Below are 25886 nucleotides of genomic sequence, written 5' to 3'. Positions count from 1 at the left end.
ATCGCTCCTGCTGCATCAACACCTTCATCTTGAGTCTCATTTCAAGAGCTGCCTGCCGCCGTTGTTCAACTGGCACATCATTGAGCACTTGGCGGCCGGCAGGTCATGAAACTGCTGCAAACGGATCCGCGACTAGAAGCTGAGGGCAACGCCTAACTCGAGCTTTTGCTGCGTGAATTTGTCACCGTCAGTGCGGCGCGAGCCGTAGTGGGCATACTCGACAGTGGCAGACATCTGGGGTGTCAGTTTCCAGGCCAGACCGGCGCCAAGCATCGGTCGCACGAAGGACTCGCGCGCAGAGAAGCCCTGCGAATCCTGTCTGCTCACCCGATTCAGCGCAAGGCCAGCCTTGCCGAACAAGTCAAACGATTCGCTCAAAGGCTGCGTCGCCCGTGCCGCCAGATAGGCAACCTTTGACGACAGCTTGGCCTGCAGCGCTGACCCGCTTGTCGAGTCGCTGGCACGCCAGGTGCCGAATGCACCGTAGCCGACTTCGGCTGCCCAGGTGGGTGTGAATTGCAGGCCGGCGTACAGCTTCACCGCATGCGGATGGTTGTCGTTAGGAACGAGTCGGTTGTTGATGCGAAAGTTCGCCTCACCCGGCGTGGCGAGATTGAAGCCCACATAGGGTTCGGCAGCATGGGCTGCGGCGGCAAAGACAAATGCTGCTGCGCAGAAAGAAAATTCTCTGTAATTCAAGTGGACTCCTGGTCGGCTGAAATTGCGACCGAGCCATTGTTCAAAGCCGTACCTGAAGGAATACCCAAGAGCGGCAGTTGCAGCTCGAATCTAGCGCCGCAGCCGCCCGGGCGAGCCAGCCCGTCGCCGATGCAGATCCGCCCCCCCATCCGTTCGGCGGCTCGCGCCACGATGGCCAGCCCGAGTCCGCTGCCTGGTACTTCATGCCCAACACCTCGCCAGAAGCGCTCGAACACCATGGGGTGGTCTTCGGCGGCGATGCCTGGGCCATCATCGGCCACGGACAGCGTCAGGCCATCCGCTCCAGAGCCCAGGGTCACCTCGACGTGCCCGCCACGGTTCACGTAGCGAAGCGCGTTGTCGAGCAAGTTCTGCAACACCGAATGCAGCGCCACGGCATCGACGCAAGCATGCAAATGTTCGGGCGCGTCGAGTGCAAGCGAGATGCCGCGCTCCCGGGCCAGGGCGCTCTGCTCGGCCAGGCGCGATGCGCAGAAGCCAGTCAGGTCGAGCGTTGTGGGGACGCTGGGCTGTTCATTGTCGAGACTGGCCAGATCCAGCAACTGGCTGGACAGGTGGGCACTTCTGGCGATGGCCGCATTGAGTGCCGAGGCAGCGCTGGCGCGGGCAGTGTCATCTGGCGCCTTCATCAGCGCATGGGCTTGGGTGGCAACAACAGCCAATGGGGTACGCAATTCGTGCGCCGCCTCGTGAACAAAGGCACGCTCACGGGCGCGTCGCTGGCGCAGGCGATCTAGCAACACATCGAAGGCCTGACCCACGGGGCGCAGTTCGCTGTAACGCAGGTCAGCCTGCAGTGGCGCGAGGTCATGCTTCGGATCCAGCTGATGCAGTCGACGTGCAAAGCGTCGCAGTGGCGCGAGCCCGGTGTACACCGCCAGCCAGAGTGGCAGCAGCATCAGCGGGAAAGCCAACATCAGCTGCTTGCCCAATGCCCAACTGGCAAAACTCAGCAATTGTGTGCGCGACAACGCGGGCTCGGCCATGCGTAAGGACCAGCGCGCTCCGTCTTGACGGTAGGTCCAATAGGCCTTCCCCGCTATTTGCTGCTCGCCGTTGCCAATCTTGCCAATGTTGAATGCAAGAGCAGAGGGATAGACCGTGGCGCCCGCATGATCGACAAGGTGGGCCAACAGGGGGCCTGGTGACAGGGCCTGCCGTGCTCGAAGCCGGTTGACGTGCTGTAGGTGCGCGTCGAGCACCCGTGCCGCCAGCGCAGCGTCGTCAATGACATCAAGCCCCACGGCAATTTCTCGGCCGAACTGACCAATGCCGGGATCCGTTGACATGGTCTGCTGCAGATCCATTTGATCTTCGACCAGGATCAGCACGGCAAACAGAAAGATGGCCAGCAGCAAGGCACCGACCACCCGCCGCGTCAATGTAGGCTGCAGCCATTGCGGCATCACGCGCATTCCAGCCAATAGCCTACACCGCGCATCGTGCCAATGCGCGCTGTGCCGATCTTGCGCCGAAGGTTTGCCAGATGCACTTCAAGAGTGCCGAGCTCCAGAGGTTCGCCCAATGGCGCCATTCGCTGAGCCAGCAGGTGCTTGGCCACGACCCCACCCCGTTCGCGGGCAAGTTCCAGCAGCAACTGGAACTCACGGGGTGATAGCGACAGTTCACTGCCTCCCAGCATGGCCCGCTGCCGGCGCGGCTCGATCGTCAGTTCGCCTAGCGTCCACAGATCCGATGCCTGCTGGGCACATCGTCGCAGTACCGAGCGTAGCCGCGCGATCAACTCGGGCATCTCAAACGGCTTTACTACATAGTCGTCGGCTCCCCCGTCGAAGCCGGCCAGGCGGTCCTCCAGCGAGGCGCGTGCCGTAATCACAATGACCGGAACAGCGTTGCCTTGGCGACGCCAACGAGTCAGCAGTTGCCGACCATCGCCATCAGGCATGGTCAGATCCAACAGCACGGCGTCCTGGCCGGACGGGTCTAGCCTGGGTGGCAGATCGCTCATGCGCCGCAGCCAGGTACTGCTATATCCCTCGCTGCGCAGGGCGACTTGAAGCGCGCGGCCCAGGTCGAGATCGTCTTCGATCAAGAGAATATGCATGGGAGCGGCAGTCGGATCGACGCTGCCCTCGGTCAAATCGGGGCGCGATAGTACCAATCCTGCGTGCCCAGGCTGAAACTCAGCCCTCGCTTGGCGCTCGGCGCAGCGCTCCTCGCTCAAACGACAGCCCGGTAGGGCGGGTCGTTTGACCCGCGCTGGGTCTTGAAACGCCGCCATTGGTGGAATCTGAAACCGGTGATTGACGGCTTGGCGAAGTGCCACCGCTGTAAGGCGGGTTAGGCTTGCGGCTAACCCGGCCTACGCGTGTCGGATGACCGTGCTCACGGCCGCGCTGATCGAGCGCCGGTCCTCCAGGCAGAATCCAAATGATCGGGGCGCGCATGCCGTCAGGCCTGCCGGGAAGCCCTTTGAAGCATGGAGCACCATCAATGGCACTGACGAAAAAAGGCGAGTTCTGGTACGGGACGACGTCGGGCGACACCCAAGCGGAGCTGCGCAGCTACAGCATTGCGAATCGTCATGAGGCCGTCCGCTTTGCCGCGTCCAAATGCGATTGCGGCTGCCGGACCTTCGCGCTGCAGAGCGATGAAGAAGCCGGCGTGGCCATCCGCACCTGCACCGACTGCGGCCAGGAACACCTGATGGGCAATAGCGCGGACTACATGGACGGCGCCGCGCCCGAGACGCACGAGTGCGTGTGCGAGAACGAGGTGTTCGAGCTGGTGTCCGGCGTCGCGGTGCACGAGGGCACGCACAAGGTGCGCTGGTACTACATCGCTTGCCACTGCGTGGAATGCAATCTGGTCGGCGTCTTCGCCGACTGGCCGTGTGAAGCGCCTGATGCGGCAGCTTTTCTCGCCAAGGTATGAGCGTCCCAACCTCGCAGAGATCAGGCCTGCGGGCTCGGGCTCACGCTCACGCAGGGATCGCTGAATAGAGCGTCGTCACGGCAAAAAGCTGCACACCTTCGGCAGCAAAATGCCTAGCGCGACGGCGAGCTGGCTGCCGTCGGAGCGCCGTTCTGGAGTTGCGGCACACACTTGCCTGTTGCTACTTCAAACGCGCCACATGACCAGTAATGCACCGTTGCTGGCGCCTTAACAGCCTCCGACATGCCGAGCAGATTTCCCCCAGTGCATACGGTGAGAAAACAAAGAGCCCAGAACAAAACCGGTCCTGAGGCACCTCTGAATTTGATCGACGAAAGCTCCACTTGGATTTCACCCGCAAAGGAACGAAATGCCATGACCACCGAGAACGCCAAGATCGCAGCAAAGGCCACGCCAACCAGAGGCAGGAAGCTCGGGTGAACAGGCGAGTCATTCCAGAATCGCATTCCGTAGCCGGCCGAGATTCCCAGCAGGCACCAGAGGAAGACGCCATAGAGAAGACGCCGAACCAGCGGCGGTGCTGAAATCTCGTGCGAGCCGTCTTGGACGGGCGCAGCAGAACTTGTTGGGTCGCTCATGACGGCAAGTCTCAGATTGAATGCCAGCAACGATGCCAGCACAGGGGCAGAACGCATCCGCAGAATTGACGAGGACATCCAACTGGCGGCCTACACGGAATCGCCTCGTGAACTCGGTCATGCGATCTGCTGCTGGCGAGCGCTGGAGCCGCCGAGCGAAGGCAAGGCCGTTGGCGGGCGACCTGCCGGGCCGTTGAGAGTTTGCAAGGAACCTGGCCAAGTATCAGGAATCTCGCACCTTGTCCGTCAGCTTGGACGGTTGGAGGAATGGCGATCGACGTCACCGTGGCAGCAGCTTCCCGTCCGGTGCATCCCGCGGAACAGGAATGGCGCCGCCATCCAAGCCAACCTGATCCCGCCACCTCACCGCCAAGCCCTAGACTCTCCACCCAGCATCCAAGCAACGGCGGGATTTCAATGGCCTGGCACACGTTTCTGCTCTATCTGGTGGCCGCCCTCGGCCTGTCGCTCACCCCCGGCCCGAACAGCCTGCTGGTGCTGACCCATGGCGCGCTGCATGGCCAGCGCAAGACGGTGTGGACGGTGGCGGGCGGGGCGATTGGGTTTGCGCTGTTGATTGCGTTGTCGATGCTGGGCATTGGCGCGCTGCTGCAGGCCTCGGCGGGGGCGCTGAGTGCGCTGAAGCTGCTTGGTGGCGCCTACCTGATCTGGCTGGGCGTGCAGCTCTGGCGTGCGCCGGCCATCCAGCTGGAGGCCAGCGCCGACAGCGCCACGATGAGCGGCGCCACGCTGTTTCGCCTGGGCCTCTTGACGGCGATCTCCAACCCCAAGGCGCTGTTGTTCTACGGCGCCTTTCTGCCGCAGTTCATTGATCAGCAGCGGCCGCTGCTGCCGCAGTTTCTGATCATGGCCACGGTGTTCGTCATCGTTGAATGCCTGGTCGAAATGCTGCTGGCCTCGCTGGCGCAACGGATTCGCCGCGGCCTGCAGAAGCTGGGCAGGCGTTTCAACAAGATTTGCGGCGGCCTGTTCGTCGCCATGGGTACGGCGTTGCCGCTAACGCGCTGAAGCCCTGCCCCACCGAAACCGCAAACTGAGAGGATTGACGATGACTGAGTGGCTACGGGCGCTGGGCGCCACGCTGCTATTGAGCCTGCTATCAGGCCTGCTATTGGGCAGCCCGGCCCTGGCGCAGACGACGGCCGTGAACGGGCCAGCGGCGGCGGCCAGCGCGCCCGCGCTCGACGACGCGGCCCTGCAGCGCCGCACGCTATGGCTGAACAAGCGCCGCATCGTCACCTTTCAGGCCACGCTCTTGGGCAACGCGCCCGAGCAGCGCGCCGAGCTGGCGCGGCTGGCTTTCGAGTCGGCCGGCGTCGACCAGGGGCCGGGCCAGATCAGCCGGGTGGCGCAGGGCGAGCTGCTGCGCTTCGATGTCGACGGCAAACCGCTGTTCTTCCTCAGCGGGGCCGATTTCTCCGGCCCCCAAGCGGCGGCCGAGTTCGAACGCGGCGCGCTGGACGTTGAACGGCGCCTGCGCGTGGCCGTGCTGGAAAGCCGCGAGCTGCATGATCCGCGCCGCCTGGCCCTGGCGGCCGCCTATGCGCTGGTGTCCACGGCGCTGGCCTATGGGCTGCTGCGCCTGATCTTCGCCGCCCGGCGCCGCGCGCTGGCCCGGCTGGCCGTGCGGTTGGCCGATTGGCAGCGCCAGCAACCGCAGCTCTTGGCCGGCTATGGCGAGCATGCGCAGTCCGGCGCGCAGTACCTGGCCACACTGCTGAGCTGGGCGCTGGCGCTGTTGCTGATCGACATCTGGGCCAGCCATGTGCTGAGCCTGTTCGCCTACACCCGGCCCTGGGGCGAGCGCTCGCAGGACTGGCTGCTCGGCCTGCTGGGCCAGTTCGCCGCGGCGGCGGCCAGTGCGCTGCCGGGCCTGCTGACGGCGGCGCTGATCTTCGGCCTGGCGCGGCTGGCCACGCGCACCAATGCGCTGCTGCTGGCGCGGGTCGAACGCGGCGAGCTGCAGCTGCGCTGGCTGGACCAGGACACCGCCGGCCCGACGCGGCGCCTGGCCAATGTGCTGATCTGGCTGTTCGCGCTGGCCATGGCCTACCCCTACCTGCCCGGCGCCAACAGCGAGGCGTTTCGCGGCGTCACGGTGCTGGCCGGCCTGATGCTGTCGCTGGGCGGCTCGGGCCTGGTCGGCCAGGCGATCTCGGGCATGAGCCTGATGTACTCGCGCACGCTGCGCGTCGGCGAGTATGTGCGGGTGGGCGAGGTCGAGGGCACCGTGGCCGCGATCGGCATGTTCGCCACCCGCATCCACACCGGCATGGGCGAGGAGGTCAGCCTGCCCAATGCGGCGGTGTTCAGCCAGCCGGTGCGCAATTTCTCGCGCCTGGTGGACGACGGCCAGTTCATGCTGCAAACGGCGGTGACCATCGGCTACGGCACGCCCTGGCGCCAGGTGCATGCGCTCTTGCTCGAAGCGGCGCGGCGCACGCCGGGCGTGGCCACCGAGCCGGCGCCCTATGTGGTGCAGACGGCGTTGTCGGACTTCTATGTGGAATACCGGCTGTGCGCCCAGGGCAACCGGCTGGCGCCGCGGCGGCGCATCGAGGCGCTGAACCAGCTGCATGGCAATATCCAGGACGTCTTCAACGAGAACGACGTGCAGATCATGTCCCCCCATTACCGCGACGACCCGGCCTCGCCGCAGAAGGTGCCGCCCTCGCTGTGGAACCCACCGCTGGCACCGGCCGCCGTCCGGCCGCCCGCGCCGCATGCTGCCGACTGAAGCTCTCGCCACGCCCGCCTGAAAGCCCCGCATGCTGATCTTCCGCCAACTCTTCGACCCCAGCTCCTCCACCTACACCTACCTGCTCGCCGACGCGGCGGCCGGCGAGGCGCTGCTGATCGATACCGTCTACGAGCACGAACGGCGCGACCTGGCGCTGCTGCGCGAGCTGGGCCTGCGCCTGATCGCCACGCTGGAGACCCATGTCCATGCCGACCATGTGACCGGCGCCTGGCGGCTCAAGCAGCGCTGCGGCAGCCAGATCCTGCTGGCCGAGGCCAGCGGTGCCAGCGGTGCCGATCGTCTGCTCAGCCATGGCGATCGCGTCGCCTTCGGCAGCCGCTATCTGGAAGTCCGCGCCACACCGGGCCACACCAATGGCTGCCTGAGCTATGTGCTGGACGACCACAGCATGGCCTTCACCGGCGACAGCCTGCTGATACGCGGCTGCGGCCGCACCGATTTCCAGCAGGGCAGCGCCAGCCGGTTGTTCCACTCGGTGCGCGAGCAATTGCTGACGCTGCCGCCGAGCTGCCTGCTCTACCCCGGCCACGACTACCGCGGCCTGACGGTGACCAGCGTGGCCGAGGAGTTGCGCTTCAACCCACGGCTGGGTGGCGACGTCAACGAGAACGACTTCGCCGGCTATATGAACCACCTCGGCCTGCCCCACCCCAAGCTGATGGACATCGCCGTGCCGGCCAATCTGCGTTGCGGCCAGCCCGATCAGGCCAACAGCAGCGACGAGCCCGGCTGGGCACCGCTAACACAGACTTTCAGCGGCATCTGGGAGATCCAGCCCGATGCGCTGGCCGAGCGCCTGGCCCAGGCGCAGACGCAGCCCGCCAGCGCCGTGCCGCTGCAGCTGCTCGATGTGCGCGAGCCGGCCGAGTTCGAGGCCGGCCTGGGCCACATCCACGGTGCCCGGCTGCTGCCGCTGGCCGAACTGAGCGCCCGGCTGGCCGAGCTGGATGCCAGCCAGCCGGTGGTCGCCATCTGCCGCTCCGGCGCCCGCTCGGCCCAGGCCACGGTGCTGCTGCAAAAAGCCGGATTCAAGCAGCTGGCCAATCTGGCCGGTGGCATGCTGCGCTGGCATGCGGCCGGGCTGCCGGTCGAGGGCGGGCGGGACTGAGCTCAGCCCTGGGGGGCCGCTGCGGCAGACTGCGCCTGCAGCGGCGGCGCCATCTCGGCCTGTATGCGGCGGCGCTGCCACAGCGTCAGCAGCACCAGCAGGCCCATCAGCCCGTAGCTGATGAAGGGCGAGACGAGCAGAAAGCGCTCGGTCGGCCAGCTCCAGGCCAGCGCCGCGCGAATGATCATTTCAAACGTCAGCCCGCCGCCCCAGATCAGCGTCATCGTGAACAGCCCGCGGCGCACCGGCGGCTGATCGAGATTGGCCTCGAAAGCCGCCAGCGCCTCGGCCGATTGCCGCGCCACCGTGGCCCGCGCCAGGTGGTAGATCAGCGGCCGCGGGAACAGCAGCGAGACGAGGAAGGCCAGGCCCAGCAAGCCCGAGACCAGCGATTCGCGCATCAACAGCACCCGGGTATCACCACCCATTGCCAGGCCGGCCAGCGAGAGCACGATGCCGGCAATGACGATCAGGCTCAGCGCATCGATGCGCCGGAAGCGGATCAGCTCGACCACGCTCCACAGCAGCGGCGGCAGCGCCGAGGCCAGCAGCGCATCGACCTCGCCCCACTTCGGCAGCGCGAGCTTGTAGGCCACCCAGGGCAGCACGAAGTTGACGACGAGTTCGGGGATCAGCTTGAGCCATTGCTGGCGCTTCGCGTCGGTCATGGTCGGGTACTTTTGCAGGCCAAGGGTGAGCGACTGTAAGCCGTGCGAAACGGTCGGCTGGAAGCAGAGCACAGAGACACAGAGAAATTCAAAGTGAATTTTCTCTGTGTTTCCTCTGTGTTTCCTCTGTGACTCCGTGGCTCTGTGGCGTGTTCCATGGCCACGACTTTGTGCCGACCGCTGCCTGGGCAGGCCGGCACTCGCTCACAGCGACCAGAAGCTCAGCTGGCCGCGCTGATGGTTCCAGTAGAAGTGCAGCGGGTCGATCTCGCCTTGGTTCAGCAGCAGGCCCCGGCAGCTGCTTGAGCGGCGATAGCCCTCGGGCACAAAGCCCTGCATATTGGCGAATTCCCTGTCGCTCACATCCAGCGGCTCCACGCTCAGCTGCAGATCGGCCAGAGCAATATCGCGCCAGGGCTGACGCCACCACAGCGGCTTCTTGTGCCAGTGGTCGGGCAGGATCAGCAGCACCAGCTCGTCCTGGCCCTTGCCGAGCAGGATCAGGTCGTCGTGGCCATCGCAGTCGATGTCGGCACGCAGCAGGCTGTCGGCCTGCCAGCGCACGCCGGGTGCCAGCTTGGCGGCCGCAGCCGCCGCGGCGCGGCCCTCGGCCGAACTTGCCGCCAGGCTGGGTGCCGCCAGGGCCAGCAACATGCCGGCCAGCGCAAGGGCAAGGGGTTGCAAGACGCGATCCATCAGCTGCTGCATGCCAGACTCCCGGCCGCTGCGGCGGCCCGCGCCGATTGTGCGGCAGCCTGCCGCGGCGAGGGAAGAAGCTCAGTCGCCGAAGATGATCTTCTTGCGTGAGCCGACCCAGGCCTCCAGCTGCGGCCCATAGACCTCTTCGATGCGGTTGCGCTTGACCTTGAAGGTCGGCGTGATGAAGCCGTTGTCGACCGTCCAGGGTGTCTTGACCGCGACCAGGCAGTCCATCTGCTCATGCGGGTCAAGGCGTTCGTTGATGTCGTCCAGATGCTTGCTCAGCTGGGCCATCAGCTGTTCGCGGTCGGCCGCCGAGCCGCTGCGCTCGGCCGCGTCAGGCGAGAGCATGACGATGCCGACCGGCTGGCCCAGATTGGCGCCGGTGACGACGCAGGCCTCGATGTCCTTGTTCAGCATCAGCCGGTCTTCGATGGGCGCCGGGGCGACGTACTTGCCCTTGCTGGTCTTGAACAGATCCTTGACCCGGCCGGTGATGCGCAGGCAGCCCTGGCCGTCGATGGCGGCCTTGTCGCCGGTGTGCAGCCAGCCTTCGGCATCGATGACCTCGGCAGTCATCTGCGGCTCCTTGTAGTAGCCCAGCATCAGCGCCGGGCTCTTCATCAGCAGCTCGCCGTTGCTGGGATCGATGCGCAGCTGCACGCCGTCATAGGCCGGGCCGACGGTGCCGGTCTGGTCCTTGCCCGGGATGGTGATATTGCAGATGGCCAGGTTCTCGGTCATGCCGTAGCCTTCGTTGACCTCCAGCCCCAGCTTGCGATACCAGTGCAGCAGCGCCACCGGCATCGGCGCCGCGCCGCCGGCGGCCACGCGGCATTGATCCAGGCCCAGCGCCTTCATCAGCTTGCGCTTGACCAGCCAGCCGATCAGCGGAATGCCCAGCAGCTTGTCCAGCTTGGCCTGCGGCAGCTTGTGCTGCACGCCCTGCTGGAACTTGACCCACAGCCGCGGCACCGAGAAGAAGATCGTCGGCCGGGCGCGCTGCAGATCGGTGGTGAAGGTGTCCAGCGTCTCGGCGAAATAGACCTTGAAGCCGGCGCGCAGCCAGCCATGTTCCACCAGCACCCGCTCGACCACATGGGCCAGCGGCAGATAGGACAGCAGGCGGTCGTCCGGTCCCATGGGCACGCGGCCGATGGCCGCCGTCAGCGCCCAGGCGAAATTGCCAAAGCTGTGCATCACGCCCTTGGGTGCGCCGGTGGTGCCCGAGGTGTAGATCAGTGTGGCCAGGTCCTCGCCGCCACGCAGCGGCTGGCCCTGCAGCGGCGCCACCTTGGCGCAGATCGCGTCCCAGCCGGGGTAGTCCTTGCGGGCATCGTCGGGCGACAGCGGATAGCTGATGCAGGGCAGGCCGGCCGGCACGCCGGGCTTCATGCCGGCCCAGCCATCGAGCTTGCCGATGAAGCAGGCGCGGGCCTCGCTGTGTTCGAGGATCTGGCGGATGGTTTCCGGCGCCAGCGTCGGGTACAGCGGCACCGAGACATAGCCGGCCATCCAGATGGCCAGATCGCTCATCAGCCACCAGGCACAGTTCTTCGACAGGATGGCCACCTTGGCGCCCGGGCCCCAGCCCTGGGCCTGGCCCATCTGCTGCAGATGCGCGGCCATGCGGCGCACCTGATCGGCCACCTGGCCCCAGGTCCAGGTCTGCACCTGGCCACCGCCCATCGGTTGCGTCAGCACCAGCTGATCGGCCGCCGTGCGCTCCCAGTGGTAGAGGCGTTGCAGGGCCAGGGTGTCGGGGGAAATGGCGGCCATTGTCTTGTCTCCAATACTGCTGTTTGTGTGGGCAATGCTGAGCCAGAGGCTAGCCGCTGAGGCCAGGCCTGACCAGCGGGTTTGCGCGCGAGCAACAGCCTTTTAGAGCCGACCGTCAAGCGAGGCTGTGAAATCCTGCCGGCCCAGTGCCTGGCGCAGCTGATCCAGCGGATGGCCTGGCGGCAAGCTGGCCGGGCGCAGCGCATCGGCGCGGGCCAGCGCCGCCGCGGCCTCGGGCTTGCCGGCGCGCAGCAGGGTGGCGGCCAGATCGAGCTGGGCCAGCCAGTGCGGCAGGTATTGCGGCTCGCCCAGGCCGTCGAAATAGGCGGCGCGGCGGTGCAAGAGGGTCAGGGCTTGCCCCAGCTCGCCCCGTTGGCGTGCCCGCTCGCCCAGCAGCTGTTCGTAGCGGCTGCGTTGCGGCGGATTGCCGGCCAGGCTGGGCTCGGCCTGCAGCGCCGCCAAGGCCTGATCGGCCAGCCCGCCGTCCTGCAGCAAAAGGCCCAGCTGGGCCAGGCGCAGCCACTGCTCGACGCGGTTGGGGCCGACCAGCAGCGTCGAGGCCTGCAACTGCGCCGCCAGGGCCTGCGGCGCCAGCTGCAGCGGCTGGCCGGCCAGCGCGCGGGCCAGCAGCAGGGCGATCTGGCGCGGCAAGCGGCGGGTTTCGTACTGCTGGGCCGGCGCGGCAGCGTCCATGGCCTCATGCTCGGCCCAGGCGCGGCGGTACTCGCCACGCTCGCCGAGGTAGCGCGCCAGCTCGGTCTGCAGCGCCGGCCGCATCTCGTTGGCGGCGCCGAGCTTGGCATCCATCTCGGCCATCAGTGCACGGGCCTGGCCCTCCAGATCGGCGTCTTTCAAACGGCGCATCTGCACCACCAGCAGATTGCGCCGCAGCGTCAGCACATAGGTGGCGTACTCGGCCTCGGCCTGCGGGGTCTGCCAGCCTGGGCGAATCTGTTCCAGCAGCGCCTCGGCCTCGCGCCAGCGCCCCTGGGCCACACGCAGGCCATGCACGTAGTTGGAAAAGTAGAGCGAGCGAAAGTCCTGCTTGCCGAACAGCGCCTCGTCGATCGCCCGGCCCGGCTGCACCAGGGCTTCAGCCTCGGCAAAGCGGCCCAGCCGGGCATAGGCGGGCAGCAGCACATGGATCATCTCGCTGTACTGGTCCGAGCTCGGGCCATAGAGCTGGCGCACCCGCTCCTGCAGCGGCTCGGCCAGCGCCACCACCCGGGTGGGGTTGTTCTGCGCGGTGTAGGCCTTGGCCAGGTCCATCGCTGCCTCGATGCTGCGCGGGTCGCGCTCGCCCCATAGCGAGCGGGCCAGCGCCAGCGCACGCTCGCCCAGGCCCAGCGCAATGTCGAAACGGTGCAGCGAGCGGTAGGTGTCGGTCAGCACGCTGTAGAGGCGCAGCTGCAGCTCGGGCTGGCTGGCGAAGCGCTGATCGAGCTCGGCGCGGCTGCGTTCCAGCAGGTCCAGCACCGTCGGCGGCTTGCCGCCATGGGTGTTGGGGTCGGCCGAGGCGAGCAGCTCACCCAGATAGTCGGTGGCCTGGGCGGCGATCTCGGCCTCGTGCTCGGCGCGCTGGCGTTGCCACAGGCTGACGGCCAGGCCGGCGCTGAGCGCCAGCAGCACACCGCTGGCCGCCAGCGCCGCCACCCGGTTGCGGCGCAGCCAGAGCCTGGCCCGGTAGCGCCATTCCTCGCGCCGCGCGCTGACCGGGCGGTGATCCAGCCAGCACTGCAAATCGTCGATCAAGGCGCGCACGCTGGCGTAGCGCTCGGCCGGCGTCTTGCGCAGCGCCTTGGCACAGATGGCCTCCAGGTCGCCAAGCGCCAGCCGCGCATCGGGCGGCAGGCCGGGGCCACCGGCGCGGGCCTGGCCGGCGGCGATCAGCTCGGCAAAGCGCCGCGGCTCGGTGTGCAGCACCGCATGTTCGAGCGCCTGGCGGGTGTCGTGCTCGGGCCGAAACGGCAGCTCGCCGCTGAGCAGCTCGTACAGCATCACGCCCAGCGCATAGACATCGGCGGCCACGCCCAGCGGTGCGCCGAGGATCTGCTCCGGCGCCGCGTAGGCCGGTGTCAGGCGGCGGCCGGCAACGCGGGTCAGCGCGCTGTCGCCGGCTTCCTCATCTTCCAGCATGGCGGCGATGCCGAAGTCCAGCAGCTTGGGCTGGCCGGCCTCGCTGACGATCACATTGCCCGGCTTCAGATCTCGATGGACGATCAGCTGGCCATGGGCGTATTCGACCGCCTGGCCGATGCCGATCAGCAGCTGCACCCGCTCGGCCACAGGCAGATGGCGGCGCGCCACATGGGCACTGAGCGTCTGCCCGGCAATGAACTCCAACACCAGATAGGCCTGGCCCTCGGCGTGACCGGCATCCAGCAGCCGGGCAATACCGGGGTGGTGGAGCCGCCCCAGCAACGCCCGCTCACGGGCAAAGCGGGCCCCCAGGCCGGGGCCGCTGACATCGGCCCGCAGCAGCTTGATCGCGGCCTCGGATTCGTAGAGGCCGTCGTCGCGGCGGGCCAGCCAGACCTCGCCCATCGCGCCCATGCCGATGCGGCGCTGCACCCGCCAGGCGCCGAGGCGATCGCCGCCCTGGATGCGCGGCGCCTCGTCGGGCAGCGGCTCGGCGGCGCTCATGGGCGGCGCGGGATCAGGCCTTTTGTTTGGCTGCTTCCGCGGCCAGCTCGGCCGCCGCCAGCGCGGACAGCGCCTCGGCCACAGCGGCCGCGCTGACGCCCTCGCCCAGCTGCACCGGTGCCTCAGCCAGCGCGGCCGGCTCGCGCTTCAGCCGCACCACCCACTGGCCAGCCTCACGGCCCTGCTCCAGGCCCTGGCTTTGCAGCAAGACCTGACCCTCGGCGCTGTTGAGCTTGAAGTAGAACTTGCCATCGGCCTCGCGGTATTGCTTGAACACCGGCAGCGCCGCCTTCAGCTTGGCCTCCTGCACGGCGGCCTTGAGCGGCTGGAAGCGGCGCAGGCCGACGGCCTCGCGCAGCTGTGCCAGCAAGGGCGCGGCGATGGCGCGGGCCTTGGTCGCACCCTGCTGCAGGATCTCTTCAATGCGCTCGGGATTGGCCATCAGCGAGTCGTAGCGCTCGCGCATCGGGCCGATCTCGGCGTCGATCAGCTCGAACAGGCGCTGCTTGGCCTCGCCCCAGGCCAGGCCGGCGCGCAGCTCGGCGCGGAAGGCCTCGCGCTGGGCCGGCGTGGCAAAGGCGTCGTAGATGCTGACCAGGTGCGAGCCTTCGGTCTCCTTGGGCTCGCCGGGCAGGCGCGAATCGGTGACGATGCGGGCGATGGCGTCCTTCAGCGCGCGTGCGCCGCCTTCGAACAAGGGGATGACGTTGTCATAGCTCTTGCTCATCTTGCGGCCGTCCAGGCCCGGCAGCAGCTCCATCTCGGCGTCGACCTGGGCCTCGGGCAGCACAAAGAACCCGCTGCCGCGGCCGAACAGATGGTTGAAGCGCTGGGCCACGTCGCGGCACATCTCGATGTGCTGAACCTGATCCTTGCCGACCGGCACGCGGTGGGCGTTGAACATCAGGATGTCGGCCGCCATCAGGATGGGGTAGCTGTACAGGCCCATGGTGATGCCGGCATCGGCGTCCTCGCCGGCAGCCAGATTGGCGTCGACCGCGCCCTTGTAGGCATGGGCACGGTTCATCTGGCCCTTGCTGGTCACGCAGGTCAGCAGCCAGGTCAGCTCGGGAATCTCGGGGATATCGCTCTGGCGGTAGAAGACCACGCGCTCGGTGTCCAGCCCGGCGGCCAGCCAGGTGGCGGCGATCTGCAGGCGCGAGCGCTCGATGCGCTCGGGCTCATCGCACTTGATCAGCGCGTGATAGTCGGCCATGAAGAAAAAGCTCTCGACGCCCGCCTCGCGGCTGGCCGCGATGGCCGGGCGCAGGGCGCCGACGTAATTGCCGAGGTGCAGGATACCGGTGGTGGTGATGCCGGTCAGAACGCGCTGGGTCATGGTGTGCAGCTGTGGGTGCAAAAGGCAACAAAGCCGTCATTGTCCCAGCAAAGCGGCTCCCGCTCCCGGGGGAAAGCCTGGCCCTGGACCGGTCGCCTCGGCTAGGATGGCCCGATGCCGCGGCTGTCATGGCGGCAAGGATCCCGGATGAGTCATCTGGTTCTGATCAGTTCCTGCCTGCAAGTGCTGATGGGCGCCACGCTGCTGGTGCTCTGGCATATCGACCGCCGCTACGGCTATGTGCGGCTGTGGGGTTGGAGCGCCTTGCTGCTGGGCGTGGGCCTGGCGCTGGGCTTGGGAATGGCCGAGCCGAACATGGCCGGCCTGCGTCTGAAGGCCCAGGCTTTTGGCGCCTCGGCGGCGGTGATGGCCTCGCTGTATCTGTACATGGCCGGCGCCAGCCAGTACCGCAGCCGGCCCTGGTCAGCACGCTTCTGGAGCATCACGCTGGCGGTGGTCACGCTGGCGACGGCGCTGATCGGCATCCAGGACATGCGTTGGGGCATTGCCGCGGCCGCCGCCGTGCTGGCGCTGGGCAACTGGCTGTGCGCGGCCTGGATTGGCCTGCACGGCCGGCGCAGCGAAACGGCGCTGGCCGCCTGCTTCATCGCCTCGGGCATGGTCCATGTCAGCGGGCCCTTGCTCGACCCGATGAGCCGCTCGCCGATCACCCATGGCTCCGGCCTGGTCGTGCAGACGGTGCTGAGCCTGGCGCTGATCATCGTCGCCGTGGCCCGCGCCCACCGCGAGGCGGCCGAGCAGGCCGAGCGCTTCACCCGGCTGGCCGAGCATTCGCTGCAGGGCCTGGCGGTGCTGCGCGAGCACCGCGTGCTCTACGCCAATCCAGCCGCACTGCAGATCTTTGGCTATCCGACACTGGCCGCTGCGCGCCGTGCCGATGTGGTGACCGAGCTGGTCGAGGCCGAGGATCGCGAGCAGGCGCTGCGCCGCCACGCCGCCGTGCTGGCTGACCCCGACGCCAGGATTGATTGGCAGGGCCTGCGGCAGACGCATGACGGGCGGCGCCTGTTCCTGCGCAGCCTGTCCAGCCATATCGACTGGGACGGCAAGCCGGCCGAGCTGCTGGTGATGATCGACGACACGGCGCGGCAAACGGCGCTGGAGGCCTTGCGCCGCCAGGCCCTGCACGACGAGCTGACCGATCTGCCAAACCGCAACCATGCGGTCGAGCAGCTGCAGCGGCTGAGCGCCCGCGGCCAGCCGTTTGCGCTGATCTCGGCCGATGTCGACCGCTTTCAGCTGGTCAACGAGACGCTGGGCCATCAGGTCGGCGATGCGCTGCTGCAGGCGATTGCGCAGCGCCTGCGGCAAGGCCTGACCCCCGGCACCCAGCTGGCCAGACTGGGCGAAGATCAATTCCTGCTGCTGATCGAACAGGTGGCTACTCCAGAGGATGCGCAGGCCGAGGTCGAGCACATGCTGGCGCTGATGGGCACGCCGCTGCGGGTCGAGGGCCATGAGCTGCTGGTGCATTTGTCCGCCGGCGTGGCGCTCTATCCGCAGGACGGCCGCGACGGCACCGCGCTGCTGCGCGCCGCCGACGCCGCCATGCACCGCGCCAAGCAGATCGCCGGCAATGCCTCGGTGTTCTACGACCGCGGCATGAACCGTGCTGCCGAGGCGAGGCTGCAGGCCGAGCAGTCGCTGGCTCAGGCGATAGCCGCCGGCGAGTTCGTGCTCGACTACCAGCCCAAGTTCAGCGCCGGGGCACGCCGGCTCTGCGGCTTCGAGGCGCTGGTGCGCTGGCAGCGGCCCGATGGCACAAGAATCAGCCCGATGGACTTTGTGCCGGCGGCCGAGCGCACCGGTCAGATCAAGCGGCTGGGCGAACTGATCCTGGCCATCGCGATCGGGCAGCTGTGCGACTGGCAGCGCCAGTTCGGTGAGCTGCCAACGGTGGCCGTCAACGTCTCGCCCTTGCAGTTCGAAGATGTCGACTTCGCCGCCCGGTTGCTGCGCTCGCTGGATGAGGCGAGGCTGCCCCATTCCGCCGTCGAGGTTGAGATCACCGAGTCCGCTGCCATCGGCCAGCTCGATCGTGTGCTGCCGCAGCTGCGGCTGCTGCACGAGGCCGGCGTGCTGTGCTCACTGGACGACTTCGGTACCGGCCAGTCCTCGCTGACCATGCTGCGCAAGCTGCCGATCAGCACGATGAAGATAGACCGCAGCATGGTCGAGCCCTTGCCGCGGCCCGACGCCGCCGCAGTGCTGCGCGCCACCTGTGCGCTGGGCCAGTCGCTGGGCCTGGAAATCGTGGCCGAGGGCGTTGAGACCGAAGAGCAGGCCAGCGCACTGGAGGCCTTGGGCTGCACGCAGTTGCAAGGCTATTACCTCGGCCGCCCGCTGCCGGCGGCGGCGGCGACGGCCTTGCTCGCCGCTCAGTCGCGCGCTGACTCGATGCCCACCCAGCCCAGCTCGGTATAGCGCGCGCCGGCCACGGCACCGGGGGCGAAGAGTTGGTCCAGCTGCTGACGCTGCGCCGCGCCAAGCCGCAGCGTGCCGGCGGCCCAGTTGCTGGCCAGGTGGCGGCGCCGGCGCGTGCCCGGAATCACCAGCACATGCTCGCCGCTGCCCAGCACCCAGGCCAGTGCCAGCTGCGCGGCGCTCATTCCCCAGTCGGCCGCCAGCGCGGCCAGGCGCTCGGCCAGCTGGCGGTTGTGCTCGCCGGCCTCGCCATTGAAGCGCGGCAATGCCCGGCGGAAGTCGTTGGGGGCCAGGTCTTGCGTGGCCGGCAGCTCGGCCGTCAGCAGCGCGCGGCCCAGCGGGCTGTAGGCGACGAAGGCAGTGCCGAGTTCGGCCGTCAGCGCCAGCATCTCACGCTCGGCACCGCGCTCCCACAGCGACAGCTCGCTCTGCAGCGCCGCCACCGGATGGACGGCATGGGCCCTGCGCAGCGTCTCAACGCTGACCTCGGAGAGGCCGATGGCAGCGATCTTGCCTTGCTGCTTCAGTTCGGCCAATGCACCCATCACTGTCTCGATGGGCAGCGCCGGGTCGCGCCGATGGACGTAGTAGAGCCCGATCTGCTCGACACCGAGCCGGCGCAGCGAGGCCTCGCAGGCTTCCCGCGCATAGGCCGGCGAGTTGACGATGTGGCGCTCGTAGGTGCCCGGCGGCCGCTGGATGCCGAACTTGGTCGCCAGCACCAGCTCGCTGCGCCGCGCCGGCCCCAGCTCGGCCAGGAAGCGACCCAGCAGCTGCTCGTTGTGGCCGGAGCCATAGGTATCGGCCGTGTCGAAGTGCCGCACGCCCATCTCGTAGGCCGCATGCAGCGTCGCCAGCGATTCCGCCTCGTCGCTATCGCCGTAGAACTCGCTCATGCCCATGCAGCCGAGGCCGACGGCGGGGACTTGTTGGGTGGTGAGGGGGCGGGTGGTTGTGGCAGTGGTGTTCATCGTTTCAGCATCCTTGGAAGAGGTGCTTGCATCGTCGGGGTGGGGGGGCTTGGGCACAAGTCGTGGGGAGGTGAATGGGGTGTGTGGTGGGGCTTAACAGTGGGGGGCTGTTTCGTTGTGCCGGCTTGGCTTTGGTTGAGCAGCTATCCGCTGGTGGTCTTACGTTGTGCGTGAGAGCCCGCCGGGATTCCGCCCCGGCTGGCGGGTAACTTTCTTCTGCTGGCTCAGAAGAAAGTCACCAAAGAAGAGAGCCCGAAATGCAAACGTGCGACTTGACCGAGCGGCACGCTCGCTCACGCTCGTGGCAAGCACTGGCGCGAAGGGGCAGCTGATCACCGCCAAACGGCTACACCGCTGGTTCGGCATGCTGGGCTCTGGAAGAAGACCGAATACCCAATCATCCGAAGACATGCGGCTGTTGGCTGTTGGCTGTTCTGCCAGAGCCCAGCATGCCGAACCGCCCTATGAGCCGTCTAGCGGTGATCAGCTGCCCCTTGTGTCGCTACCTCGGTTCGAGCGCTAGCGAGCAACCTGCTCAGTAAAGTCGCACGTTCAGGCGTTCTTCTTTGGTGACTTTCTTCTGTCGCCGGACAGAAGAAAGTTACCCGCCAGCCGGGGCGGAATCCCGGCGGGCTCACATGCACGCCACTTCGGCACCTACGCGAAGCGAATCAAAAAAGAAACAAAGGCACCGCTCACGAGTCGCAGTCCTATGGGACGCAGACTTGCTCAACAATCCCCCCATGACCCCCACCCCCGAACTCCAACCCCTGCGCATCTTCGCCGCCGTCGCCCACGCCCGCAGCTACCGCCGCGCCGCGCTGACGCTGGGCCTGAGCCCCTCGGCGGTCAGTCAGGCGATGCAGAGGCTGGAGGCGCAGCTGGGGGTGGCGTTGCTGAACCGCAGCACCCGCAGCGTCGCGCTCACGGCGGCCGGCGAGCGGCTGCTGGCGCAGGCGGCGCCGGCGCTGGCCAGCCTGGATCAGGCCTTTGCCAACGTGGCAGCGATGAAGGAAGCGCCCAGCGGCGTGCTGCGCCTGTCGGTGCCACGCAGTGCGGCGCGGCTGCTGCTGGCACCGATCGCGGCGCGCTTTCTGAGCGCCCATCCACAGATCGAGCTGGAGCTGTGCACCCAGGATGCGTTGGTCGATATCGTCGCTCAGGGCTTCGATGCCGGCGTGCGCTTTGCCGAGCGGCTGCCGCAAGACATGGTGGCCGTGCCGCTGGGGCCGGCGCAGCGCTTTGTCGTCGTCGCCGCGCCGGGTGTGCTGGTGGCGCAGCCCGCACCGCTGCAGCCGCGTGAGCTGATGCAGCGGCCCTGCGTGCGCCAGCGCTTTGCCAGCGGTGCGATGTTCCAGTGGGAATTCAGCGATCCGCGCGACGGCGCTGCGCTCAAGCTCGACCCGCCCGGGCCGCTGATCGTCGACGACCAGAGCGTCGCGCTCGCGGCGGCGCTGGAAGGCGTGGGCTATGCCTATGTCTATGAATGCGCGGCCCGCGAGCACCTCGCCGCCGGCCGGCTGGTCCAGGTGCTGGGCGACTGGTGCCCCGACGGCACCGGCTTCGCCCTCTACTACCCCGGCCGCCGCCAGACCAGCCCGGCGCTGCGCGCCTTTATTGCGATGCTGCCGGCCTTGGCCTAGCAAGCAACACCGCGCGCGACAGCGACGATCAGGCTCAGTGGCCGCGACGTCGTTGCACGCCGCGCAGCGCGAAGAGGCCGGCCAGCAGCAAGCTGAACGCGGCTGGCTCGGGCACCGGCAAGGGCAGTGGTGTCAGCAGATAGCCTGCGCCTTGTTCGTCCAAGGCCAGAATCTGGCCCGCGTCGTTGATGTTCAGCACATCGGCCAGATAGTGGCCGTCTTGCAGATGGACAAAGCTGTTGAGGTCCCACATGCCTTGGGCATGAGCCCCAGTGATGAAGGCGTGGCCGATGAGCGAGGGATCGGACGGGCTGATAAAGCCGTTCGCCAGCGTGCCACCGACCATGCCTGTGTTGTTGATCGCGCGGGCAAAACTCTGGCCCCACCCCAGGGTACCGAGGTCGCGCATCTGTTGGCTGGCGCTGTCGTAGGCAAAGGCGTGAAAGCCGACCGCGTCACCCGTGAACGAGCCGCCCACGACCAGCCCCTGGTCGTTCAAGGCCCTGGCGGTACTCCAACGCCCACCCAAGGTGCCCAGGTCCTGCACCTCCCGGCCACTGACGCTCCACAGCACCGCATGCAGATCGCCGTTCTGGTCTTGCGCTTCACCGACCACCTGACCCGCCGCATTGATGCCCGCCGCCAGCGTACTGGCGCCACCCAGCGAGGGCAGCTCGATCACGGTTTGCCCATGATCGATCCACTTCGTGGCGCTGTTGGGCTGCCCGCCCCAATAGCCGCGATTGCCAGCCACAGCACCTGCCTCGTTGATGCCAACCGCCGCGTTGAACTCGCCTCGGGCTCCGGCCAAGAGATAGGGGTGCTCGCCGCCCGCTTCGGTCGCGAAGGCCTGCCAGTTGTACTCGCCAAGCTTTGCCGTTCCTGCGATCTGCCCAGCACCGTTGATGGCCTTGGCGATGCTGTCTGAAGCGCCAAGCTGAGGCCAGCGCTGAATACCAGTCAGGTCCCTGTTGGACAGGAAGGCAAAGTGATGCCCTTCGTAGCGAACACTGCCCGAGAGCTGCCCGCGCGCATTCATCTGCAGGTTCTCAGCCTGAACGCCCAGCGCCTGACTGACATTGCGCCACGTGTAGACAGGTGTCGACGCCTGGGCCTGAGCCTGGCTGGCAAACAGGGCCAGGGCGATAGGAATGCCGGCGAGAAGAAGCTTCATCGATGTGTGTTCTTGATGGATAGAGCGACGCCCCTGCGCCGGCTTGCTGAAGCGCCGACAGCGGGACAGTCATGCGTACTGCCGTTTGATTGTCGGGGTGGTTCACGGCAAGCGGGGACGATGCTAACCCGCAGTCTTGGCGGCTTCCATCCATACACAGACGCAGCCCCTCAATTGGGGGGCTAGTGGACGGAATCGCGCCGGTCCGAGGTTCAGCTCGCCATCAACTCACCCAGCCGCACCGCGCTGCCACGCTGCGTGCCTTCGCATTGCCAGGCCGGATTGAACTGCAGGGGGCGGCTCTTGGGGAACAGCATCACCACCGTCGAGCCGAGCAGGAAGCGGCCCATTTCTTCGCCCTGGGCAAGGCGGATGTCGCCGTCTTCGTAATGCCAGCTGCGCGGCTGGCCAGGGCGCGGCGGGTTGACGACACCGTGCCAGACGGTCGCCATCGAGCCGACGATGGTGGCCCCGACCAGCACCAGCACGAACGGGCCCGCGTCGGACTCGAACACGCAGACCACCCGCTCATTGCGCGCGAACAGGCCCGGCACGCCGCGCGCGGTGGTCGGGTTGACCGAGAACAGCTCGCCCGGCACATGGATCATGCGCAGCAGGCGGCCGGCGCAGGGCATGTGGATGCGGTGGTAGTCGCGCGGGCTCAGGTAGAGGTTGGCGAAATAGCCGTCGTCGAACTGCGCGGCCAGCGCCGCATCGCCGCCGACCAGCGCGGTGGCGCTGAAGCTGTGGCCCTTGGCCTGAAAGATCTGACCGCGCTCGATAGGGCCGAACTGGCTGATGGCGCCGTCCACCGGGCAGATCAGCGCGCCGCTGGCCAGCGGCCGGGCGCCGGGCTTCAGCGCGCGGGTGAAGAAATCGTTGAAGCTGGCATAGGCGGCCGGATCGGGATTGGCGGCCTCGGCCATGTTCACGTTGTAGCGGGCGATGAAGCGGCGGATCACGGCCGTCGTCAGGCCGCCGAGCTGGGCCCGCGCAAAGCTGCCGGCCAGGCGGGTCAGCAGGCCCTTGGGCATCAGGTACTGGGGCAGGACGGCAAGGCGGTCGGACACGGCGTCAATCACTTTCTCTTGATACCGGTACCAAGGAGCAAACCGGCCCGGAATTGTAGGCCGGCCTCACCATTGACGAATGACGACGTGGCGGCGGCTGAGTACCATTGCCGACCTGCTGGCCACAAGCCGGCGCGAATGCCTGCCTGGGCCGCGACAGACCGTCATGGCGCCAGGCCCTTCAGCGAGCCCTGCATGGAAATCTATCTCGACGCCAATGCCACCACCCCCGTCCTCGCCCAGGCCCGCCAGGCCGCGCTGGCGGCCATGGCGGAAGACTTCGGCAACCCCAGCAGCATCCACAGCACCGGGCTGAAGGCCCGCGCGCTGATGGATGCGGTGCGCCAGCGCGCCCAGCGCCTGCTCGGCACCGGCGGTGGCAAGCTGCTGTTCCTGAGCGGCGCCACCGAGGGCATACAGACCAGCGTGCTGTCGGCCCTGAGCGCCCTGCGCGCCCGCCGCGAGCTGGGTGATCGGGGTGCCGAGCTGCTGCTCTATGGCGCCACCGAGCACAAGGCGGTGCCCGAAGCGCTGAAGCACTGGAACCAGCTGCTCGGCCTGAATCTCGACATTCAGGCCATTCCGGTCGACCGCGATGGCCGTCACGACCTGGACTTTCTGCGCCGCCATGCCGCCCGCGCCGGCATGGTCTGCACCATGGCCGCCAACAACGAAACCGGCGTGATCAGCGATCTGGACGGCATCGAAGCGGCGCTGGCCGGCTCGACCTGCTTCTGGATGGTCGACGGCGTGCAGGCCCTGGGCAAGCTGAGCCTGCGGCTGGCCGGGCGGCGCATCGACTACGCGCCCTTCTCCGGCCACAAGCTCTATGCACCCAAGGGCATCGGCCTGCTCTACGTCCGCGAGGCGGCGCCGTTCACGCCGCTGATGGCCGGCGGCGGCCAGGAAGGCAGCCTGCGCTCGGGCACCGAGAACATGTCCGGCATTGCCGCCCTCGGCGCCGTGCTGGCCGCGTTGGACGATGGCCGCAGCTTCCGCGACCCGGCCACACTGGAGCGCTTCCGTGCCCGCCTGGCCGAGGCCTTGCAGCAGGCCTTTCCCAGCCTGGTGTTCAATGCCCCGCTGCCATTGAGCCTGCCGACCACGCTGAACTTCTCGGTGCCCGGCCTCAGCTCCAAGATCCTGCTCGATCTGTTTGATGCCGCCGATGTGCGCGTCAGCGGCGGCTCGGCCTGCAGCGCCGCCAAGGCCCAGCCCAGCTTTGTGCTGCAGGCCATGGGTCTGCCCGACTGGCAGACCGCCTCGGCGGTGCGCCTGTCCTTCGGCCCGGCCGTCGACGAGGGCTTCATCAACGAGGCTTGTGCGCGCATCCGCGCCTGCGGCGAAGCGCTGCGCGACAGCTGCATGAGCCCCGGCGGCACGCCGGCCGAGCTGGGCGAGGGCATCACGCGCTACGTCGTTGACGGCGCCTGCTGCTGGCTGATTGCCGATCTGGCCAGCCGCCGCGCCGTCGTCATCGACCCGCTGCCCGAACTCAACGAACGGCTGGCGCAAACGCTGCTGTGCCAGGGCCTGCAGCTGTGCGCGGTGCTGGACACCCACAGCCATGGCGACCACGCCTCCAGCGCTGATGCGCTGTGGGCCGCGGCCATCGCCGCCGGCGCACCGCTGGCCGCCGTGGCCGCCGCCTGCGAACGCGATGCGCTGGGCTGGCCGCTGGGCCAGACGCAACTCTCGCTCGGCCAGCAGACGCTGCGCCGCCTGGCCCTGCCCGGCCACACGGCCGACAGCTGCGCCTACCTGCTCAGTGACGCGGCCAGCGAATCGGCAGTGCGCGTCGCCTTCGTCGGCGACACGGTGATGCCCGGTGCGCTGGGCCGCAGCGATTTCCTCGTCAGCGAGCCGCTGCAGTTCGCCGATTCGCTGCGGCGCCTGGCCGACGCCATCGGCCCGCAAACCCTGCTGGCCCCGGGCCATGACTACGACAACCGCTTTGCCACCACGCTGAGCGCCGAGGCGGCGGCGCAGCCACTGCTGGCCGGCGTGCTCAATGGCAGCCTTGACGCCGAGGCCTTTGCCGCTCGCAAGGCCGCGTTGGAACAGGGATTGGCACTGACCGAGTACCAGACTTTGGCCTGCGGCGCCCGCCAGGACGCCTGCGCGGCCGCGCCGCAGGAGCTGGACCCGGCCGGCCTGCGCGTGCTGCTGCAGCAACAGCCGGAGACCATCGTCATCGATGTGCGCGAGCCCTATGAGCAGCGGCTGAGCCTGACGCCGGATTTCGATGGCCGCCTGCGCACGCCGCTGCTGGCCATGCCCCTGTCGCGCCTGATCAACGCCCTGCCCGAGTGGCTGGCCCTGCCGGCGGAAACGCCGCTGGTGTTCTTCTGCCGCAGCGGCAATCGCAGCGCCCAGGCCGCCGCGGCCTTGCGCCGTCTCGGCCACGACGCCGCCTACACGCTCAACGGCGGCTTGGCGCTGTGGCCGCAGCCCAGCGATGCGCTGGAGGGCGCGCTCTATGTCTGAGGCCCTGGCGCCCCTGCCTGGCGCGGCCGACGGGCCGGTGCACGAGCACCTGTCCTTCTACAAATTCGTCGCGCTGGACGATCCCGAGGCCATCGCCGTGCGGCTGCGCGAACGCTGCGGTCCGAGCGGCCTGCGCTTGGGCGGCAACATCCTGCTGGCGCCCGAAGGCATCACGGCGGCGCTGGGCGGTACGGCGGCCGATCTCGACGCGTTTGAACAGGCGCTGCAAGCCGATGCTGCGTTTGGCGGCCACTTCACCGGCATCCATTTCAAGCGCAGCTTCGGCCAGACGCGGCCGTTCACGCTGCTCAAGGTCCATGTGAAGCCGGAGCTGGTCGCCTTCGGGCTCGAAGGTGTCAGCGGCCTGGCCGATGCGCGGGACAGTCATGTCTCGCCGCAGGCCTGGCGCGAGCTGATCCGCCGCGACGATGTGGTGCTGATCGACAACCGCAACAGCTTCGAATGGCGGCTGGGCCGCTTTGCCGGCGCCATCGATCCCGGCGTGCGCCATTTCCGCGACTTCCCCGACTATGTGCAGACCCACGCCGACGAGTGGAAGCGCGAGGGCAAGACCGTGGCCATGTACTGCACCGGTGGCATACGCTGCGAAAAAATGAGCGGCTGGATGCAGGCCCAGGGCCTCAAGGTCGCCCAGCTGGACGGCGGCATCCTCAACTACTTCGAGCAGATGCCCGATGCCGAGGCCGACTGGCAGGGCGAATGCTTTGTGTTCGACAAACGCATCGCCATCGACACCCAGCGCCAGGAAACCGCGACCAGCGCCGAGCAGGTCTATGGCGACGATCCCAACGAAGCCTGGCGCCTGGCCCGCGCCAAGCGCCTGGATCCCAAGGGCTGATCCAG

Annotated in this window: 20 protein-coding genes; 8 read left to right on the top strand and 12 right to left on the bottom strand. The window is 67.7% G+C overall.

Going from position 1 to position 25886, the window contains the following annotated elements; genetic code table 11:
• Positions 1–132: 132 nt before the first annotated feature.
• From RQP53_RS22485 to RQP53_RS22475, 3 genes are read right to left on the bottom strand one after another with little or no spacing between them, the layout of a single operon-like run.
• On the bottom strand, positions 133–699 hold the full coding sequence (locus RQP53_RS22485; protein WP_315652948.1) for an outer membrane beta-barrel protein: 567 nt from the start codon (positions 697–699) through the stop codon (positions 133–135).
• Positions 696–2126 carry a sensor histidine kinase gene (locus RQP53_RS22480; protein ID WP_315652947.1) on the bottom strand — a complete coding sequence of 477 codons (1431 nt, stop codon included), beginning with the start codon at positions 2124–2126 and terminating at the stop codon, positions 696–698. Before RQP53_RS22480 ends, RQP53_RS22485 begins: the two co-directional genes overlap by 4 nt.
• Positions 2126–2785 carry a response regulator gene (locus tag RQP53_RS22475; protein ID WP_315652946.1) on the bottom strand — a complete coding sequence of 220 codons (660 nt, stop codon included), beginning with the start codon at positions 2783–2785 and terminating at the stop codon, positions 2126–2128. The genes RQP53_RS22480 and RQP53_RS22475 overlap by 1 nt, the downstream gene beginning before the upstream one ends.
• Before the next feature lie 389 nt (positions 2786–3174).
• Here RQP53_RS22475 and RQP53_RS22470 point away from each other — a divergent pair, with 389 nt between their 5' ends.
• On the top strand, positions 3175–3615 hold the full coding sequence (locus tag RQP53_RS22470; RefSeq protein WP_315652945.1) for a hypothetical protein: 441 nt from the start codon (positions 3175–3177) through the stop codon (positions 3613–3615).
• Positions 3616–3728: 113 nt separating this feature from the next.
• On the opposite strand, the gene RQP53_RS22465 is transcribed toward RQP53_RS22470, so the two are convergent.
• Positions 3729–4214: a hypothetical protein gene (locus tag RQP53_RS22465; protein WP_315652944.1), complete on the bottom strand. Its 486-nt coding sequence runs from the start codon at positions 4212–4214 to the stop codon at positions 3729–3731.
• A gap of 417 nt (positions 4215–4631) precedes the next feature.
• Here RQP53_RS22465 and RQP53_RS22460 point away from each other — a divergent pair, with 417 nt between their 5' ends.
• From RQP53_RS22460 to RQP53_RS22450, 3 genes are read left to right on the top strand one after another with little or no spacing between them, the layout of a single operon-like run.
• Complete coding sequence (locus RQP53_RS22460) at positions 4632–5243, top strand: LysE family translocator (RefSeq protein ID WP_315652943.1); 612 nt, start codon at positions 4632–4634, stop codon at positions 5241–5243.
• A gap of 40 nt (positions 5244–5283) precedes the next feature.
• Positions 5284–6972, top strand: a complete 1689-nt coding sequence (locus tag RQP53_RS22455) for a mechanosensitive ion channel family protein (RefSeq protein WP_315652942.1) — start codon at positions 5284–5286, stop codon at positions 6970–6972.
• A gap of 34 nt (positions 6973–7006) precedes the next feature.
• On the top strand, positions 7007–8104 hold the full coding sequence (locus RQP53_RS22450) for an MBL fold metallo-hydrolase (RefSeq protein WP_315652984.1): 1098 nt from the start codon (positions 7007–7009) through the stop codon (positions 8102–8104).
• A gap of 2 nt (positions 8105–8106) precedes the next feature.
• Here the strand turns inward: RQP53_RS22450 and RQP53_RS22445 are convergent, their stop codons facing one another.
• The 5 genes from RQP53_RS22445 to RQP53_RS22425 all read right to left on the bottom strand — a co-directional run bounded on the left by RQP53_RS22445 (position 8107) and on the right by RQP53_RS22425 (position 15232).
• On the bottom strand, positions 8107–8772 hold the full coding sequence (locus RQP53_RS22445) for a VC0807 family protein (protein WP_315652941.1): 666 nt from the start codon (positions 8770–8772) through the stop codon (positions 8107–8109).
• Positions 8773–8976: 204 nt separating this feature from the next.
• Positions 8977–9456 carry a hypothetical protein gene (locus RQP53_RS22440; protein WP_315652940.1) on the bottom strand — a complete coding sequence of 160 codons (480 nt, stop codon included), beginning with the start codon at positions 9454–9456 and terminating at the stop codon, positions 8977–8979.
• A 93-nt stretch (positions 9457–9549) separates the two neighbouring features.
• Positions 9550–11250, bottom strand: a complete 1701-nt coding sequence (locus RQP53_RS22435) for an AMP-binding protein (protein ID WP_315652939.1) — start codon at positions 11248–11250, stop codon at positions 9550–9552.
• Positions 11251–11352: 102 nt separating this feature from the next.
• Positions 11353–13893, bottom strand: a complete 2541-nt coding sequence (locus tag RQP53_RS22430; protein WP_315652938.1) for a serine/threonine-protein kinase — start codon at positions 13891–13893, stop codon at positions 11353–11355.
• Between the two features lie 13 nt (positions 13894–13906).
• Positions 13907–15232 (bottom strand): tryptophan--tRNA ligase, encoded by a 1326-nt coding sequence (locus RQP53_RS22425; protein WP_315652937.1) that lies wholly within the window; start codon positions 15230–15232, stop codon positions 13907–13909.
• A 147-nt stretch (positions 15233–15379) separates the two neighbouring features.
• Here RQP53_RS22425 and RQP53_RS22420 point away from each other — a divergent pair, with 147 nt between their 5' ends.
• A complete protein-coding gene (locus tag RQP53_RS22420) occupies positions 15380–17677 on the top strand; it encodes a putative bifunctional diguanylate cyclase/phosphodiesterase (protein WP_315652936.1) in 2298 nt (765 codons plus the stop codon).
• Here the strand turns inward: RQP53_RS22420 and RQP53_RS22415 are convergent.
• Entirely contained in the window at positions 17632–18648 is a 1017-nt protein-coding gene (locus RQP53_RS22415; protein WP_315652935.1) for an aldo/keto reductase, read from the bottom strand. The genes RQP53_RS22420 and RQP53_RS22415 overlap by 46 nt on opposite strands.
• A 743-nt stretch (positions 18649–19391) precedes the next feature.
• On the opposite strand from RQP53_RS22415, the gene RQP53_RS22410 reads away from it, so the two are divergent.
• Complete coding sequence (locus tag RQP53_RS22410; RefSeq protein WP_315652934.1) at positions 19392–20291, top strand: LysR family transcriptional regulator; 900 nt, start codon at positions 19392–19394, stop codon at positions 20289–20291.
• A 34-nt stretch (positions 20292–20325) separates the two neighbouring features.
• On the opposite strand, the gene RQP53_RS22405 is transcribed toward RQP53_RS22410, so the two are convergent.
• Both RQP53_RS22405 and asd read right to left on the bottom strand, forming a co-directional pair.
• Complete coding sequence (locus tag RQP53_RS22405; RefSeq protein ID WP_315652933.1) at positions 20326–21465, bottom strand: hypothetical protein; 1140 nt, start codon at positions 21463–21465, stop codon at positions 20326–20328.
• Positions 21466–21677: 212 nt separating this feature from the next.
• Entirely contained in the window at positions 21678–22535 is an 858-nt protein-coding gene (asd, locus tag RQP53_RS22400; RefSeq protein WP_315652932.1) for an archaetidylserine decarboxylase, read from the bottom strand.
• Between the two features lie 195 nt (positions 22536–22730).
• On the opposite strand from asd, the gene RQP53_RS22395 reads away from it, so the two are divergent.
• Together RQP53_RS22395 and trhO are read left to right on the top strand one after the other, a co-directional pair.
• Positions 22731–25022, top strand: a complete 2292-nt coding sequence (locus RQP53_RS22395) for an aminotransferase class V-fold PLP-dependent enzyme (protein ID WP_315652931.1) — start codon at positions 22731–22733, stop codon at positions 25020–25022.
• Positions 25015–25881 (top strand): oxygen-dependent tRNA uridine(34) hydroxylase TrhO, encoded by an 867-nt coding sequence (gene trhO, locus RQP53_RS22390; RefSeq protein WP_315652930.1) that lies wholly within the window; start codon positions 25015–25017, stop codon positions 25879–25881. Before RQP53_RS22395 ends, trhO begins: the two co-directional genes overlap by 8 nt.
• Positions 25882–25886 lie beyond the last annotated feature (5 nt).

It is taken from the genome of Roseateles aquae, from assembly GCF_032337115.1.
GTDB lineage: Bacteria > Pseudomonadota > Gammaproteobacteria > Burkholderiales > Burkholderiaceae_C > Roseateles_C > Roseateles_C aquae.
The sequence above is the reverse complement of the archived record's forward strand: the minus strand, read 5'-3'. Positions and strand labels throughout refer to the sequence as shown.